Origin of the sequence: Hugenholtzia roseola DSM 9546 (assembly GCF_000422585.1) — a bacterium.
GTDB lineage: Bacteria > Bacteroidota > Bacteroidia > Cytophagales > Bernardetiaceae > Hugenholtzia > Hugenholtzia roseola.
The window spans coordinates 92,685-107,579 of sequence record NZ_KE383883.1 but is presented as its reverse complement, the minus strand read 5'-3'; the positions used below and the strand labels follow the sequence as shown (position 1 = coordinate 107,579).

15 protein-coding genes are annotated in these 14,895 nt (G+C 41.7%); 7 read left to right on the top strand and 8 right to left on the bottom strand.

The window, feature by feature from the left end:
* Nucleotides 1-171: 171 nt before the first annotated feature.
* The 3 genes from G500_RS0116320 to G500_RS0116310 form a co-directional block, all read right to left on the bottom strand.
* On the bottom strand, nucleotides 172-1,872 hold the full coding sequence (locus tag G500_RS0116320; RefSeq protein ID WP_051203759.1) for a DUF6029 family protein: 1,701 nt from the start codon (nucleotides 1,870-1,872) through the stop codon (nucleotides 172-174).
* Between the two features lie 761 nt (nucleotides 1,873-2,633).
* Nucleotides 2,634-3,341, bottom strand: coding sequence for a rhomboid family intramembrane serine protease (locus tag G500_RS23885; protein WP_051203758.1), 708 nt, complete (start codon nucleotides 3,339-3,341; stop codon nucleotides 2,634-2,636).
* A 124-nt stretch (nucleotides 3,342-3,465) separates the two neighbouring features.
* Nucleotides 3,466-4,215 carry a hypothetical protein gene (locus G500_RS0116310; RefSeq protein WP_245574500.1) on the bottom strand — a complete coding sequence of 250 codons (750 nt, stop codon included), beginning with the start codon at nucleotides 4,213-4,215 and terminating at the stop codon, nucleotides 3,466-3,468.
* Between the two features lie 232 nt (nucleotides 4,216-4,447).
* Between G500_RS0116310 and G500_RS0116300 the strand changes: the two genes are divergently transcribed.
* A complete protein-coding gene (locus G500_RS0116300; RefSeq protein WP_051203757.1) occupies nucleotides 4,448-5,128 on the top strand; it encodes a TetR/AcrR family transcriptional regulator in 681 nt (226 codons plus the stop codon).
* Nucleotides 5,129-5,293: 165 nt separating this feature from the next.
* On the opposite strand, the gene G500_RS0116295 is transcribed toward G500_RS0116300, so the two are convergent.
* From G500_RS0116295 to G500_RS0116275, 5 genes are all read right to left on the bottom strand, one after another.
* The gene (locus tag G500_RS0116295) at nucleotides 5,294-5,545 is read right to left on the bottom strand and encodes a type B 50S ribosomal protein L31 (RefSeq protein WP_027003328.1); all 252 of its coding nucleotides are present in this window, start codon (nucleotides 5,543-5,545) and stop codon (nucleotides 5,294-5,296) included.
* A 151-nt stretch (nucleotides 5,546-5,696) separates the two neighbouring features.
* On the bottom strand, nucleotides 5,697-6,335 hold the full coding sequence (locus tag G500_RS0116290) for a hypothetical protein (protein WP_027003327.1): 639 nt from the start codon (nucleotides 6,333-6,335) through the stop codon (nucleotides 5,697-5,699).
* A 442-nt stretch (nucleotides 6,336-6,777) separates the two neighbouring features.
* Entirely contained in the window at nucleotides 6,778-7,671 is an 894-nt protein-coding gene (locus G500_RS0116285) for a hypothetical protein (protein ID WP_154657199.1), read from the bottom strand.
* Nucleotides 7,672-7,738: 67 nt separating this feature from the next.
* A complete protein-coding gene (locus tag G500_RS25210; protein WP_051203755.1) occupies nucleotides 7,739-8,524 on the bottom strand; it encodes a tetratricopeptide repeat protein in 786 nt (261 codons plus the stop codon).
* Between the two features lie 138 nt (nucleotides 8,525-8,662).
* Complete coding sequence (locus G500_RS0116275) at nucleotides 8,663-9,004, bottom strand: hypothetical protein (RefSeq protein ID WP_035757755.1); 342 nt, start codon at nucleotides 9,002-9,004, stop codon at nucleotides 8,663-8,665.
* Between the two features lie 349 nt (nucleotides 9,005-9,353).
* On the opposite strand from G500_RS0116275, the gene G500_RS0116265 reads away from it, so the two are divergent.
* From G500_RS0116265 to G500_RS0116240, 6 genes are all read left to right on the top strand, one after another.
* Entirely contained in the window at nucleotides 9,354-10,076 is a 723-nt protein-coding gene (locus tag G500_RS0116265) for a vWA domain-containing protein (protein WP_027003324.1), read from the top strand.
* Nucleotides 10,077-10,088: 12 nt separating this feature from the next.
* Nucleotides 10,089-10,493, top strand: a complete 405-nt coding sequence (locus G500_RS0116260; RefSeq protein ID WP_027003323.1) for a hypothetical protein — start codon at nucleotides 10,089-10,091, stop codon at nucleotides 10,491-10,493.
* A gap of 49 nt (nucleotides 10,494-10,542) precedes the next feature.
* The gene (locus tag G500_RS0116255) at nucleotides 10,543-11,277 is read left to right on the top strand and encodes a hypothetical protein (protein ID WP_154657197.1); all 735 of its coding nucleotides are present in this window, start codon (nucleotides 10,543-10,545) and stop codon (nucleotides 11,275-11,277) included.
* Nucleotides 11,278-11,305: 28 nt separating this feature from the next.
* The gene (locus G500_RS0116250; protein ID WP_027003321.1) at nucleotides 11,306-12,247 is read left to right on the top strand and encodes a caspase family protein; all 942 of its coding nucleotides are present in this window, start codon (nucleotides 11,306-11,308) and stop codon (nucleotides 12,245-12,247) included.
* A gap of 346 nt (nucleotides 12,248-12,593) precedes the next feature.
* Complete coding sequence (locus tag G500_RS0116245) at nucleotides 12,594-13,451, top strand: hypothetical protein (RefSeq protein WP_027003320.1); 858 nt, start codon at nucleotides 12,594-12,596, stop codon at nucleotides 13,449-13,451.
* Nucleotides 13,452-13,461: 10 nt separating this feature from the next.
* Complete coding sequence (locus tag G500_RS0116240) at nucleotides 13,462-14,895, top strand: hypothetical protein (protein WP_154657195.1); 1,434 nt, start codon at nucleotides 13,462-13,464, stop codon at nucleotides 14,893-14,895.

Sequence of the window (14,895 nt, the reverse complement as noted above, 5' to 3'; positions counted from 1 at the left end):
AAAATTGAAAAACAGGGTTGGTTCATTCGTGCATAGTTCGGACAACGCTGTGCGTTGTCCCTACGAAAATGCAGGTTTAGGGACAAGGCACTGCCTTATCTCTACAAATACGAATCATTTTGGAAATCTAATATCGTTGGGTTTATTTCTTTGAAAAAAGTACAAACTGATTTAGAAAGTGCTATTGATAGAGAAACTAAATCCGCTCGATGCTGGCACTATCCTACAAATGCCCCCAACGCAGAGTAAGCCTGCTCGCTGTCTGCCGTAGCTAATAGCAAAGCGATTGCCGCCCTTTACGTAGGCTGCCCCAAAATCGTAGTAGTGCTTGCGCGTGCCTGTATAATCGCCACTGACGTAGTTGTATTCATCGGCTACATAGAAAGAAAAGTTAGGCGCGAAGGTTAGCTCGGCTAAGGCATACGCCCAATTTCCGAAGTCTTGCTCGGTACTCATGTGTTGCAATTCGACGCGCAGGGCTGTTTTCTTACTGATTTTATACTGCACCTCGCCGATGACGGTTGTAGATTTGACTAAGCCGTAACCTGTTCTACCCTCGATTTGGTCTTTGTCGTAATCGAGCTTGGCAAACATGAAGATGGTGCGTAATTTTTTGTTCCATCTACGGTTTATCTCTATGTTAAAATCTTGATAATAAACCTTTTCGCCGATAAGGAAAGGTTCGGCTTCATAGCCGCGCTCATCAGGTAGGGCGCGTGTGGTTAGGTTGCGTGCAGTGGCATAATTTACCATGACCGTAGTGCCGTATTTGCCTCCTAAAACGCTATTTTTGGGCAAGGTATAGACCATTTCGCCTTGAAAACCCCATTCGCCTGCTACCTGCTGGGCAGCATAAGGGTACAAAGTTAGGAGTCGGTAGGTGTGCTGGCGCGTATTGGCGGGTACGAAGTTGATAAACATGACGTTGTCAATGGCTGTTCTTTCGGCGCGAAAGTCCATGTTATCGATGCGCTTGGCAGAAAAAGAAAGCCCTAAGCCTTTTGCCGAATAGTTCATATTGAGCAAAAACGCCGAACCGCTTTTATTGATGTAGTTATTGAGGCGTGTAGGGTCGCCTTCTTTATAGGCGGCTTCCATATCTACACTAAAATTGAAAAATTTTAGAGCGGCTCTACCCGAATAAGCTGCGATATTTTCGGAAATATAGTCGCGCGTACCCAAATAAGGTTCGTATTTGCTCACATAACTACCCCCAACGCTTAGGGTCAGATTGCGCGTGCCATTTTCTGGGGCAGGGAAAAAGTTGCTCACATACACATCTGCATTGACGGCTCGCACTGTGCCTTCACTAAGCCCTAAAAAGCCGTTGCGAATTTTGCCTACCAAACCTGTCAGATAAACAGCATCATTGAAATTATATTTGACACGCAAACCATCTATGGCATTGTCAATTCCGATAAATCTATCCTCTTGCAGGCGTAAGACTAAGCCATTGCCAAATTGTTCGTAAAAATGACCTGCCGTAACATCTAAACCCCCAACGCTATATCCTACAAAACGGTGCGCAAGCCCATTCCCTCTCAAATTGTTAGGGTAGCCTAAAAGAGGCGGAAAATAGCCCTCATAGCGTATGCCTGCACGAAAATTGCCCCGCTGGTAGTTGAGTTGGAGATAATTGTTTGAGCCAATTTTTTCAGGTGGCTGCTCGGCATTGATAAGACTATCTTTGCGGTAATAGCGAAAGTCGGACTGTAGATTGCCCGTCAGCGTACCCAAATTGAGTCCTTGATTTGTATTTGTTTCTTCTTGTTGCGCCCAAAGAGAGGGCGAAAGGCAGAGCAATGTCCAAAACAAGCCTACCACAAAGGTTTTCGAAGGCAGGTGTAAAGGGGAGGATATAAATGCGTTCATTGGTAGTGGTGAATCGTAGTGAATACAGAAAAGAGAGATGCGCAAAGATAAAAAAATCTAAAATAGGAATTTCGCCTGCCCTAAAAACTAAAAAAGTAGTTCCCTTTTCATAAAATAAAATAGCTAAGTTCTTCTAAAACGGCAAATATTATTTGGCGTGTCTTGTTTGTCTAACACAGGGAGAGAGCAGTGATGTTAAATTCTAAAAATCAAATGCAAATGTAGGGACAAGGCATTGCCTTGTCCTATGCCCCAAACCCTAAGGGTCTTGAAGACCCTTAGGGTTTAAGTCCAAATTTTATTTCGTTTCAAATTTGACAAAACTATAATAAAACAAGGCTTTTTACAGAACTTAACATCACTATCCTATAGAGCGAGGCTTTTTTATCATAAAATATCTTTGCTTTATTATGCAAAATCTTGAAAATTAGTTTGGTTTTCGAACCCTCCCCTATGGGGGGAGGGCAGGGTGCAGTGATGTTAAGTTCTGCAAAAAGCCTTGTTTTATCAAATTAGAAACGAAATAAAATTTGGACTGAACCCTATTTTTGGGTCTGAAAATCCTTTTTTATTTCAATCTCACTGCGGACAAGGCAGTGCCTTGTCCCTACATTCGAACTTAATTTTTAGAATTTAACATTACTGGGGCAGGGTGGGGGTTCAGCAGGTTTGCGCGAAGTACAAAACCCCGTTTTTTGACATTCTGACCGCTGTAACAATGCCTTCCTTTACCTTCTTTTTTCGCCCTAATAGCCTAAATCTTATTTTTCTTTTTCTTTGAATGTGTAATAAAAATGCTTTCCGCGCAAAGGGACAAAACCGAAAGTAGGCTTTTCTGCCGCCGCCGTTTGCTTTTTTTGCGCTCCTGCTTGCTCACTTTCTTGTAAGATGCGGATTTTTTCATCTTTGTAAATAAAAGCCAAAACAAACCCTATCACCAAGCCAATGAGATGCGCTTCCCAAGAGATATGGGCGGCTTTTATCTCTGGTGTTGGAAGGATACCTGCCAAAAGCCCACTATAAAGCACCGCAACGGCTAAGGAAACCATCAACGAGGCTTTTTCCGCCCTAAAAATGCCGCCTGCAAAGAGAAAGGCTGCCAAGCCATAGAGCCAACCGCTTGCCCCAATGTGATAGCCTTGATGCGCAAAGAGCCAAATTCCAAAACCTGTGAGCGGATACAAAAGAAAAAACACTTTGAGTCCGATTTTTTCATAAAAAAACAAGACGGCTACGCCCAAAATCAGAAAAGAAAGCCCATTTGAAAAGAGGTGAAAAAGGTCGCCATGCACAAAAGCACCCAGAAAAATGCCCACTATGCCTGCGCCTGTGCGTGGAAAGCCTACCGCCTTTGCCAAATGAAGGTCTAAAAAAAGGTCGATGCCGAAGAAAAAAGCAAACAGAGCCACAAAAAGCAGTGGCAGATACCAAATGTAGGCAGCGATAGATTTTGGAGAGGATACGGACATAAATTTTGAAATAGCCAGAAATAATCAAAAATAAATAAAAGAAAACAAAAATTGCGTGTACAAATACACGCAATCAAAACAAAGTACGACTTTGGAAAGGCTCAAAGCCTTTTGTATCAGCCTTTTACTTTTCCAAATGGCTTAGGTAGCGCAAAAGCAAACGCTTGGCTATCGGAAAAAGCGACTCTTCGAAGGGCGGGTTGATAGGGGCTTCTATCAGAAAAGTGGCAGGATTGGGTAGCTGTGGAAAACGCTGACTCAAATTCACTTTCAGATTTTCATACGTTTGGCTAAGGCTTTTCGTTACCGTTTCTACATATTGTAGGTGCAAACCGCGCCACTTTGCCTGCGCATTTTCAAAAATGCTGGTTTGGTAGCGATAAATTTGCATGTTTTTAATCGGTTGAATGGAAAAAAACAAATAGCCTTCCTGAAAATATAGCGGCGTAATGCCAATGGGCGCGATTTTGAGTTGCTCTTCTATGGTCTGATACAAGTTTTTCCCTACTTCGAGCGCGTTTGAAAAAAGTGGCAGCGCGTATTGAATAATAGCCTCTAATTCGCGCATAAAATTGTCATCTTCTAAAATTTCTTTGTAGTGCAAAGTAAGTTTTTCAAAATCTGCCTTCGAAAGTTCTTTTGGAAATTGCTCCTGCAAGATTTTCTTCTGATTTTTAAGGTGTAGTAAATTTTGATAATGAAAATGTAAATCGGAAAGTATGGGGTATAATTTTTGGGCATCAAATTCTTTGTGGCTGTGTTGTAGGTATGCCAAAAGCAGCCATTTTTTGTACTCGAAGTCGAGATGCCCTTCCGTAATCCAGTTGGGATTGAGTGTCTGCATCATCAGCCCTTTTTTAGTGAGGTGAAACAAGTTAGAAATTTTGTGGTAGGAAAAACAGCGCAGGGCTTTTGGTTTTGTAGTATCGCCCTGCTGTTTTTTTCACACAATAGAAGAGCAAAAAGCAAAAATATTACCAAATAAAAAAGTGTATCCAGCCTTTCAGACGCTCTGTCAGCCTTATTTTTAAACCCTATTCTACCTTTTTTCGTTATCTCTTGTATCAAAATTACGTTTCGAACCTTTACGACACAAACTTTGCACTATGGAAAATCAACCCCCTATCAACGATTCCGAACCCCACTTTGAGGCGCAAAATCAGGCGGCGCAAATTAAAGCCACTTTTATCAAGTACGTGCGCGAGCGAGGCGTTGTGCCTGCTTCTATCTACAACCTTATGGCAGAGATGGGTGAAAAAGAGAGCCTTTTTTACGAATATTATAGTCAGTTTCTGAACATAGAGCAGGAAATTTGGGCGGATTGGTTTGAAGAAACTATCACACGCTTGCAAAATGACGAGGTGTATCACGAGTATTCGGTGCGCGAAAAGTTATTGGCGTTCTATTTTACCCTGATGGAAGTTTTGAAGGAAAACCGTAGTTATTTGGTTACTATTTTCGATAAGCGCAATGGCGGTTTTAGAAATAAAACGCTGCATGAGTTTAAGGAAAAGTTTAGAAATTATATCGCAAATTTGATAGATGAGGGCATCGATACCCAAGAAGTGCAGCCCCGCATGTTTTTGAGCGGTCAGTATAGCAATCTGATTTGGGCAGAAACCGAATTTTTGTTGCGCTTTTGGTTGCGCGATAGCAGCAAGGGCTTCGAAAAAACAGATGCCGCCATCGAAAAGACGGTTAATTTTGTGATGGATTTGGTAGGTAGGAATTTAGCCGACTCTGCCTTCGATTTTGCCAAGTTTTTGTTCCAAAGTGTGCGAAAATAGGGCGACAATAGGGTGAAAAATAAAAGGGCAGTTTTGCTTTTAAAGTCAAGTTTTAAATCTAACAAAAGCCCTAAAAAAAAGCCCTAAAAAAAAGCTAAGAACGCAACGTTCTTAGCTTTTTTTGTTTTGTATCGAAAGGATAGCCGAAAATCAGTGCCAGAGGGCTTATTTTTTCTTGCCATAAAGACGGTTGAAACGTTCTACGCGACCTGCTTGTGCGCCTACGTGTCCTTTTGCACCTGTATAGAAGGGGTGCGAAGCCGAGCTAATCTCTACCTTTACAAGGGGATATTCTTTGCCGTCTTCCCAAATAGTGGTTTCTTTTGAAGCCACAGTAGAGCGAGTAAGGAATTTGAAGTCGCTTGATGTATCCAAAAAGACGACATCTCTGTATTCAGGGTGAATACCTTTTTTCATGACGTGATAAAATTTAGATGACAGCAAGAGGAGTTTGCCACTTGCCAAAGGAATTAGACACAAGGAATTGGAAAACAGAGCGCAAATTTAATACTTTTTCTTTTGCCCACCAAATTCTACCGTCTTTCAGATAAAAATTAGCGAAAGGGCGTTATTTTTTGATGATACGCGCCTTTATGTCGTCGAGTTCTTTTTCTTTGAAGCTGCGAATTTTGGCTTCCTGCTCCTCTATCCATGCCGTCTGTGAGTAGTTTTTGGTAGGATATTTATCGGCATAATAAACGTAGGTTTCGCCGTACTCTTCGAAAGTTTCAGCAAAGAGGTCTTCTAAGATGGCAAAATTTTCATCTACATTTTGTTTTAGATGCGTCATCTCATCACTTGGGTTCATCACTACCTCCTGCATATTTTTCCATTCCTGCGCCTGCAATTCATAGATAAAATATTCGTCGTCCTGATTGGTGGTAGCCGATACACTGACCACAATTTCATTCGAAGCCAACGCCAAAAGTGCCAATTCGTCCTGCCACGTAAGCATCTGATTTTTTTCCTCCGCGCTCATCGCTTCGAGCTTTTTACCCAAGTATTCCTCCCAAAGTCCTAATTGGTTTGGGTTTGCTTTGAGTTTCGCCCAAATTGCAGGTTTGGAAAGTGGGTCGTTTAGTTTTTTTTGCGCCTTTGCCATAGGCGAGAGTCCGAAAAGAGCGAGGCTGAAAAGCAGTAAAAATGTCAGCCGCCAAGTGTGAGAAGCAATTCCTAAAAAAGGCAGGTTAGTAGGCGAAGTTTTCATAGGAAAGTAATTGTTTGGATAGGATAGGAATAGAGGTAGGAAAGAAGTAGGGTAGAAACAGAGCAGACGAAAAGAAGCAGAAGAAGTGCTACATCGAGCAACTTTCAAACAGAGAAAAGACGCAGAAAAAACGCATTTTGTTGGGCTTCTTGATGACCCCAAACCATCTTGACGCGCTTTTTTTCCAAACCATTCGCAAAGTAAAGATAAGAATTTCAACCCAATTTGTCGCCTTCTTCTATCAAAGGCTTTCACATAGGCGAGTGGTTTTGAAGCAATAAAACCGCATTTTATACGCTTTCTATACACCAAAACCCAATTTTTGTACAAAAACAAAACAAGAACGCAAAATTAAAAAAGGCGCGTAATGCCAGAGGCGCAGCGTTTTTTACTTTTTTAAGACGTGTTTTATATGAAGATAGTGCCAAACAAGTTTATGAACTTACTGTTTTTGGAGTTGCGCTTCTAAAAAGCCAAATTTTTCTTTCTCTATGTAAGATTTTTTCAAATTTAGTAGCTCGTTTTCTTTTTCCTCAATCCATTGGTCTTCGCTATAATCGCCTTTGGGGTGCGTTTTTTTGTAGGTAACATAGCTTGCGCCATACCGCTTAAATTCCTCGAAGAAGTAATCTTCTATCAAAAAGAAGTTTTCAAAAAGGTTTTCTTTCAAATCTTCCACTTCCATCGGTTCGAGCATCACAAATTCTTCCATTTCGCGCACATAAGTACGGATTTCTTCTCTTTTTAGCAATTCTACATGTTCGGGACGTAGGGCGTAGGGGCTTTTAGTCTGATTTTTTACCTGACTTTGTGTATTATTTTTTGTACTACTATTTGTATTGCTGCCGTTTGTTGTTGTCTGATTTTTCTGATTATTTTGCGCCATAGCAGCGTTGTTTTGCCCATTATTGGGGTTTCGCTTTTGCACAAAAAGAAGCATAGCCGTTTGCTGCCACATCTTGACTTCTACGCGCTCTTGTGGGCTTAGTTGTGTCCATTTTTTACCGCGATATTCTTCCCAAAGGGGCTGAAAAAGTGGTTTTTGTATGATTTGCGCCCAAAGTGCGGGTTTATTGAGGGGGTCTTGGTAGGGCAGTTCTTGTGCCTGTGCGCCAAAAGGGGCAGTAGCGAGCAAAAAGATGAGGCTTAGGCGACACAAAGAGCGCGAAAATGAGGCAGCGGCATAGCCTTTCCCTTGCTTATCGGAGGCTAAAAGAGCCGATAAGCCAAAGAGAGAGCGTAAGATGTAGTTGCCTGTGCAGCGCGTGGGCTTCATAACCGCTTGTAGAGAGGTGAGCAGAGGATTTTTGAGTTCGTACCAAAGCGTACATACCAAATATACGTTTTTTAGCCTAAAAAAGTATAAATGCGATAGTGAAAGTGAGGAAAAAGTAGGTTTGCCGTTATTTTTTTCCTTGTAAGGTCGTCTTGATAAATTCCCAAAAGGCTTTGCGCTCTTGCTTGTTTTGCGCTATCTGACAAACTACCTGCCAATAGCTTTTTAGTGTAATTTTTGCCTTTGGCGGCGGTGCATCTATTTGAGAAGGCTGCTTTTCGGTCTGTTCATTTCCTAAAATACTTTCTTTGAGGGCTTTAAATTCGGCTTGGCTGACGGGCGCGTCTTCTTCTTCGCCCTTTCGCGCTTCTTTTTTGGGTGCAAAAGAAGGGGCATCAGCTTGGTCTTGTGCCAAAGCGTCGGCTTTTTTGTAGAATTTCTGTGCTTTTTGTTTATATCCTAATTGGTCTTGTAAAAGTCCTAAGTTGTTGTAAGCCACAGCGTCGTCGGGGTCTAATTCGATGGCTTTTTCATAGTCTTGGATTGCACCTTCCAAATCTTTGAGGGAGGCACGAATGTAGGCACGACTTGAATAGCGGTAGGGGTTGTGTGGCTCTAAGCGTTGGGCTTCATCTAAATCATTGAGGGCGGCGGTTTTGTTGCCTTTGTGAAAATAGGCGACTCCCCTATCCGACCAAATTTCGGCTTGTGTAGGGGCAAGCGCAAGGGCTTGGGTGTAGGTATCGATGGCGGCTTCTATCTGCTGTTGGTAAAAATAACTAAGTCCCAAGCCATATAGAATCCGTACATCGGCAGCTTCGTTTTCTTGAAGGCGCAAAAAAAGCGCGTGTGCTTCTTGAAATTGTCGCTTTTGTAGTAGGGCGTATGCTTCTTCTAAGAGTTGTTGTTTCATGGCAGGGAAAAATTAGGAAATAAGGCAAGGAGAAAGCCACAAAGGTAGCTCTCTTCTCCAACTTCACCAAAGGGGAATAAGTTTTGAAATGCCTGCCAGAAGTGCCTTTTTTTTAAACCGCCTTTTCTCTTTTTCTCATTAGTCTTCCAAACGAAAGCGGCTTTGCTTTTTCATCGCCTGAATTTGGGCGCGTACTTGTTCGCTATCTTCGAGGCTGCCCGAAGTGAGCATCTCCAAATTTGCGCCTGCGATAATGGTTTCGAGGCTTTCCAAGCGGCTCTTGATTTGCTTGTTTTCTTCTAAAAGTTCGAGTAGGCGTTTGCTTTCTGCTTTTTGTAGGTTTAGTTTTTTGCTTTTGATATAAATACTACCCAAGATGGCAGATAGCGGAATAGAGAAAATAAGCGTTACTGCAATGATGTCCAACATAAAATTAAGGGGGCTAAAATAGACTTGCCTTTGACTTGGAAAGCCTATCATATTGAAGAATAGTAGGAAAAAAGGTGCGTATCTTGTCAAACGAAAAAGCAATAGCAAAGATACACAAAAAGAGGGCGAAATGAAAAAGAAGGTAGCTTTCCAAACCGAAACACTGTTTTCTGCCACGCCTGTTTTTAATTTTTTTTAAGTCTTGCAAGGCGTTGCAATCGCAAAAAAGTGCCACTATTCAAGCCTATAAAGCAATTTTTCCGAAAAGTGGTTGTGCCTTATTGCATGGGATTGCATGCAATAAGGTTTTTATTTTGAATTAAAAAAAGGACAAACTAACTTTGCATTACGTCTTACAAAGACGCATCTCTGTTTTTCTCACCCTAAATTTCACAACAAGATGTTACGTCTGACTACTTTTTTAATATTCTGCCTTGTCTTTATCGGATTTGAGGCAAACGCGCAATTAAGGCTTCAATATGGAAACCCAAGCGGAAAAACGGCGACTTTGGGCGCAAAAATCAATTTCTTTATCGTAGCCGACCGCTCTGGCTCGATGTCGGGGGAAAAGATGGACAAGCTCAATGCCGCCTTGCAAGATACTTGGCAAAAAATCGCTGCCGACCCCGTTTTGAAGCAAACTGCACAGGTTGCCTTAATTGCCTTTGATGATTATGCTACAATGGAGCGCAGCCCAAGCACGCTGACGGGTAATCCACAACAGCCCTTTTTAGTGGCGACTGGTGGTACAAATCTGACCGACGCGCTTGCCTTAGTGGAAAGTGCCGTTACGGGAAATTCGCAGGAAAATGTCGTCATTATCCTTTCCGACGGTTTGCCCAACGACCCAAGCACTGCCCTGCAAGCCGCACAAAGGTTGCAATCGCGTGCCATCGTGCAGGCAGTAGCGATTGGTGATGCCCAAGGAGGTGGCGTCGATTTTTCCTACATGCAAAACCTTGTAGGGCAGAACAATGCAGCCGTTTTGAGTGGTACTAAGTTTAAGCCGCTTTTTTCAGACATCGTAGATGCCTTGCGCCTACATGTGAATGTATTGGGCGGAAAAATACTTGTCCCAAATTATTCTTTCTACATTCCAAATAATAACCATTGGAAAAAATAAACCTCTTTCTTTATGAAACGATACCTTCTATTTCTGACCTTTTTTCTGCTCGCCTGCTTTTCCCTTTCGGCGCAGGTCATCAAATTCAAGACACAAGATTTTTCTTATCGGGAAAAAAATAGCGGCACATGGACAGATTGGTCGCCCTATCAAAAACTTAGTGTGCTGGGTACGATTGATATGGACAACAACCGCATAGAACTTCACGCTGAACGCAAACAAGTGTATGATGTCATTGAATATTTGGGTGAAAGTCAAGATAGTGATGGCGATAGCGTCATGGGCTGGTCTTGTCTTAATCAAAACGGAGTAGAGTGCCGTATCCGTTTCGTAAAGCTCAATTCGCAGGGAGGTAGGCTACAGCTTTATGTTGATTTTGAAGAAATCGGACTTGCCTACAACCTTTATATACTCTAAAAAAAAGGGCTACAAACAATACTATTTTTTTACTTTTAAACACTTCGACATGAAACTTCCCTTTCTTCTCACACTCTTTTCTCTCTTTTCTTGGTTTTGGTTTGAAGGGCAGCAGGATACCCAACAAGGTCATTTTCCCTTACAAGTGGCAAAAGAGGGGGCAGACCTGCATTTGGTAGCCCTCGATTCGCCTATCTTGAAGCTCAAAAAACCAGAGTCTCATCGCCAAATTAAAAAACTGGACAATCCTGTCATTGCCGACGACCCCGTTCAGAGCGATACCAACAAAACCGAAAAGCCACAGAAAAACCCTTTTCAACAGGCTATTTCACAGCATCACAACGAAAAGATAAAAAACTTTGTCAAAGGTAGAGCCTACGACCTAACAGGCAGAAGTGCAGCCTACGCCCAAGAAGATTCCCTGATTTTCAAGGCGTTTCAGTATCAAAAAGTTTTAGATTTGAAAGATAGCACCCTGATAGCGTTGGGCAAAATCTTATCCGATACCACTGCTTTCGAAAAACGCAACTACGAATTTTTGGGAGTCTTTGCGCCTACTTTGGGGCTGGAACTCTACGACAACAAAGGCAACAAGACCGAGTACCTTTTTTGTTTTGAGATTTTGCAAGCCGAAGTAGGAAAGGAAAAATTGCCTCTTTCCAAAAAGACAACACAGAAATTGCAAACGTGCTATCAAAAACTTTTTCCCACTACCCTTAGCAGCAAAGTCAAACAAAATACGACGACTGCCAAAAATCAGAAGGTAGCGAATTTGAAAAAATAACAAAATTTACATTTTAAATTTTATGAATATGAAACGTTTTCTTTTCTTTTTCTTTTTTTATGTCGGATTGGCAGCGACAAGCCTTGCCCAGCAGCAATACGATTGGTACGTCATCTTGGCTGCCGCTACCAAAGATAGAAGCGTAGGGGTAGATTTGAGTCGAGATTATCAAAATGCCGCTAACAATTTCAAAGCCATTGCGCAAATGTTGGGCTATCAACTGCACCTTACGCAGATAGAAGGCGATAACTTTACTGCTCCTCACATCAAACAAGCCCTTCAAAATACCCTGCAAAAGGCAAAAAGCAGCCAAAACCATCGAATTGTTACTTTCTTTTCGCTCTCACACGGCATGAACTTCGAGCAGGCTACTTCCGAATTGAGCTACTTAGTTTGCAATCCTCACGACAACGTCTATAGTTCGCTACAAGAACTTCTTTCGAGCCAAGAGATTTTGGAAACCCTGCACAATAGCGGTGCTTTTGAAAGTGTCCATGTTTGGGTAGAGGCTTGTAATTCCATTCCGCGCGGCTCTGGTGCTGCACCAAGCAAAACGCTCAAACCGCGTCTTATCCTAACACAAAATCCCCTGCACGATTTACTAACCATCAAGGGCTATACCGTCATGAACGCCGCCTCTTATGGGCAATATGCCTTTGCAGGCGTGTATAGCTACGCACTTTGGGCTGCCATCGAGCAGGCGAGCAACGGACAACTTGCACCTGATTGGGAAAAAAGCATCTTTCCTTTTATCAAAAAAACAGCAGAAACAAAGGCAGTAAGAGATATGGGGGCAAAGCAAAATCCGATTTGCTACCTCAATAAAGTCGGGGGCGCACCCAACGTAGTGCATAACAATTCGCCCAACTCTAATCCAACTCCCAACACACCCAACCAACAACAAGGGGGCAATCCCGTCTTTCAAATCATCAAAGGATATAGTTCTACTACGGCAGGACGAAAAAATTAAATCATTGCTAAAATGCTCATTTCGGACAAGGCACTGCCTTGTCCCTCCGCCGTTGTTTGCGTCCCCACAAATGAGAAGTAGCGCGAAACTCTTGCTTCGCCCGTTTTGCTACGGTGGCAGTGTTGAGTTGAGTTTTGCGAAAAGCGTTTTTTGTAAAATTTGGAAACGAAATAAAATTTGGTTTGAAGCCTATTTTTTGGCTCTAAAAGTTCTCTTTTATTTCCATCTTACTTCGGACAAGGCAGTGTTTTGTTTCCAGAAATAACCGAAACGCTCCCACTTTATAGGAAAAAAACAAGGGATTACCCTTATTTGAATTATTTAAAACGATAAAAAAATATAAGAAATGCGTTTTGTCTCCTTTTTTTTGCTTATCTTGCTTTGTTTTTTGGGTCTTGAAGTGGCGCAGGCGGCGCGTTTGAAGTGGTATGTCTTGGTGGTTGCCGCTACCGAAGATACCAATCCCAACACAAGGGCAGGTATAGGGGAAAGTTATGCAATGGCTACCCAAAATGTGAGGCATATCGCAACTTTGTTAGACTATGACTTAGAAGTTTTCCCGATAGTTGGAAAAGACCTTTCCAAGCAAAAAGTTTCAGACACTTACCTACACATCTGCCGCAAGGCGGCGGCTTTGAAGGGCAAGCAAAAGACCATGTTTCATTTTATCTCCATTACGCATGGGCTAAATTTTGAGGATAGCAAGACTCAACTTCCTTATTTGGTCTGTTTTTCTCAAAATCGCGTGATGCAGAAAACCGACCTACTTTCCCTCGAAGGACTTGTCTATGATGCCTACATAGGGCAGCGATTCGATGTGTTGCATTTTTGGGTAGAAGCCTGCAACAATCAGGCAGCAGGGCATCAGAAAGCTCCTGCACCGCTTTTTTTATTGTCGCGAAACCCCAAAAGCGAGAAAGAAAAGTTACATCAACTCCTTGTCAGTCAGCCACTTGTGGTCTTGATTGCTGCACAATATAGCGAGTTTGCCGTTGTGGATACCCAGCAGGGAGGCGCGTTTGCTTGTGCCTTGTGGAAAAATTTGAGCCTATTAAGTCAGTCTGATACCCTTGCGCCCGAATGGGAACAGTTTTATCCCTTGCTTAGGCAGGACTGCAATCGCTTTGCACAAAAAATAGCAGGAGTTAGCCAAACCCCACGCCTTTTTCTTTCCCAAGATTTTAAAAATTATTTTGAAAAATAAAATTAGTATCATGATAAAAAAACTACAAAATATATCGCTTTTTTTGTTTTTTCTAATTAGTTTTTTTGGTATTCAGGCTTTTTCTATGCAGGTTTCTTTTGCACAAAACAAAGGAAAAATTATCCTTTTTTTGATAGCCTATACCCAAAATACAGCGGAAAACGCCAACTTTGCGAGCTTCAAAACTGATTCGGCGCATTGGCATCAACTTTTCAAAAAAACAGCCGAGCGGCAAAATATGGATTTTGTACCTTTTTATTTTACCGATAAAAGGTTTGCTTATGATACGATTATGAACGCCCTACCCCAGATTTTGAGCCAGATAGACGACCAAACGCGCGTCGCACTTTGTATTGCCTCGCATGGCATTTTTTCTAATGTGGCACAAGACCGTTATCCGCATATCATTTTTAAAGAAAATGATAGTATTGTTTTCAATAAAAATACAATTAGCTATACTTATCTTTTTGATAAAATTAAGATGCAAAATCCACTTTTTGCCTTCGGTTTTGGCGACCTCTGCAATGTAATTCCAAAAGGTTTGAGTGCTTTTAAAATACTTTCGCCTCGCGCACCTGTTACGGATTTGGTAGAAATAAGCCCACAAATAGAAGCCCTTTTTTTAAATAGTGAGGGTTATGTCAAAGTGGCAGCCGCCAAAAAAGGGCAAGAAGCACAAATGACGGTTTTAGGTGGAATTGCGACAAATGTTTTTTTTTCCGAACTATCAAATTTGAAAAATCCCAAGCAGACCCCTGCACAGGATTGGCAAACTCTTCTGACTAACACCAAGCAGGCGGTTGAAGAAACGGTAGGCAATATCGAGAAAAAGACGCAAGAGCCAATTTATGAGGGTTATGTCAATGCCATCGAGATTTCCGACCAAGATTACAACGTTGGCGGAGCAGCCGACCAAATTGAAGCACTTTTTCAAAACGAAGCGTCTGACAAAATTCGCGCCTTTATCCAAACCATTATCGAGGCATCTGACCAGCGAACTGATGCTTTCGATTTAGCATCTATTTTACAAAATTTACATACATTTTTCAAAAATAAACAAGTATTTATGGAAGTTAGCAGCCTTTCGCGCCCTACGCCGCGTAGGAGTGATATCGAAGTTTATTTGAAAAATTTGAACAAATTGGTTACTAAAAAAAATCCTGCCTATTATAGAATAGACATGGAAATGACGGTGCAGGAATCAAGTCCTATTGAGGTAAAAGGAAATAATAGATGGGTAAGTAAATATATTTTTACACAAATTTTTAAAGGTTTCGATAGGTACGGCGAAGTAATCTATCAAGACGAATGTGATAAAGAGGTAGAGGTTTGGATAGAAAAGGCGCAAGATGGGAGATATGAAATTTATTTGGGGAACACCAAAATTTTAGAAACGCGCCAAATTGGGACTAAAAAATACAAGAAAAAATATAATAATTTTTAA

What these genes read in the sequence shown, in the direction of transcription:
- G500_RS0116245 (WP_027003320.1), top strand. Translation starts at nt 12,594, where the DNA reads ATGCGTTTTGTCTCCTTTTTTTTGCTTATCTTGCTTTGTTTTTTGGGT.
- G500_RS0116275 (WP_035757755.1), bottom strand. Translation starts at nt 9,004, where the DNA reads ATGATAGGCTTTCCAAGTCAAAGGCAAGTCTATTTTAGCCCCCTTAAT.
- G500_RS23885 (WP_051203758.1), bottom strand. Translation starts at nt 3,341, where the DNA reads ATGTCCGTATCCTCTCCAAAATCTATCGCTGCCTACATTTGGTATCTG.
- G500_RS0116290 (WP_027003327.1), bottom strand. Translation starts at nt 6,335, where the DNA reads ATGAAAACTTCGCCTACTAACCTGCCTTTTTTAGGAATTGCTTCTCAC.
- G500_RS0116255 (WP_154657197.1), top strand. Translation starts at nt 10,543, where the DNA reads ATGAAACTTCCCTTTCTTCTCACACTCTTTTCTCTCTTTTCTTGGTTT.
- G500_RS0116300 (WP_051203757.1), top strand. Translation starts at nt 4,448, where the DNA reads ATGGAAAATCAACCCCCTATCAACGATTCCGAACCCCACTTTGAGGCG.
- G500_RS0116320 (WP_051203759.1), bottom strand. Translation starts at nt 1,872, where the DNA reads ATGAACGCATTTATATCCTCCCCTTTACACCTGCCTTCGAAAACCTTT.
- G500_RS0116265 (WP_027003324.1), top strand. Translation starts at nt 9,354, where the DNA reads ATGTTACGTCTGACTACTTTTTTAATATTCTGCCTTGTCTTTATCGGA.
- G500_RS0116240 (WP_154657195.1), top strand. Translation starts at nt 13,462, where the DNA reads ATGATAAAAAAACTACAAAATATATCGCTTTTTTTGTTTTTTCTAATT.
- G500_RS0116295 (WP_027003328.1), bottom strand. Translation starts at nt 5,545, where the DNA reads ATGAAAAAAGGTATTCACCCTGAATACAGAGATGTCGTCTTTTTGGAT.
- G500_RS0116250 (WP_027003321.1), top strand. Translation starts at nt 11,306, where the DNA reads ATGAAACGTTTTCTTTTCTTTTTCTTTTTTTATGTCGGATTGGCAGCG.
- G500_RS25210 (WP_051203755.1), bottom strand. Translation starts at nt 8,524, where the DNA reads ATGAAACAACAACTCTTAGAAGAAGCATACGCCCTACTACAAAAGCGA.
- G500_RS0116260 (WP_027003323.1), top strand. Translation starts at nt 10,089, where the DNA reads ATGAAACGATACCTTCTATTTCTGACCTTTTTTCTGCTCGCCTGCTTT.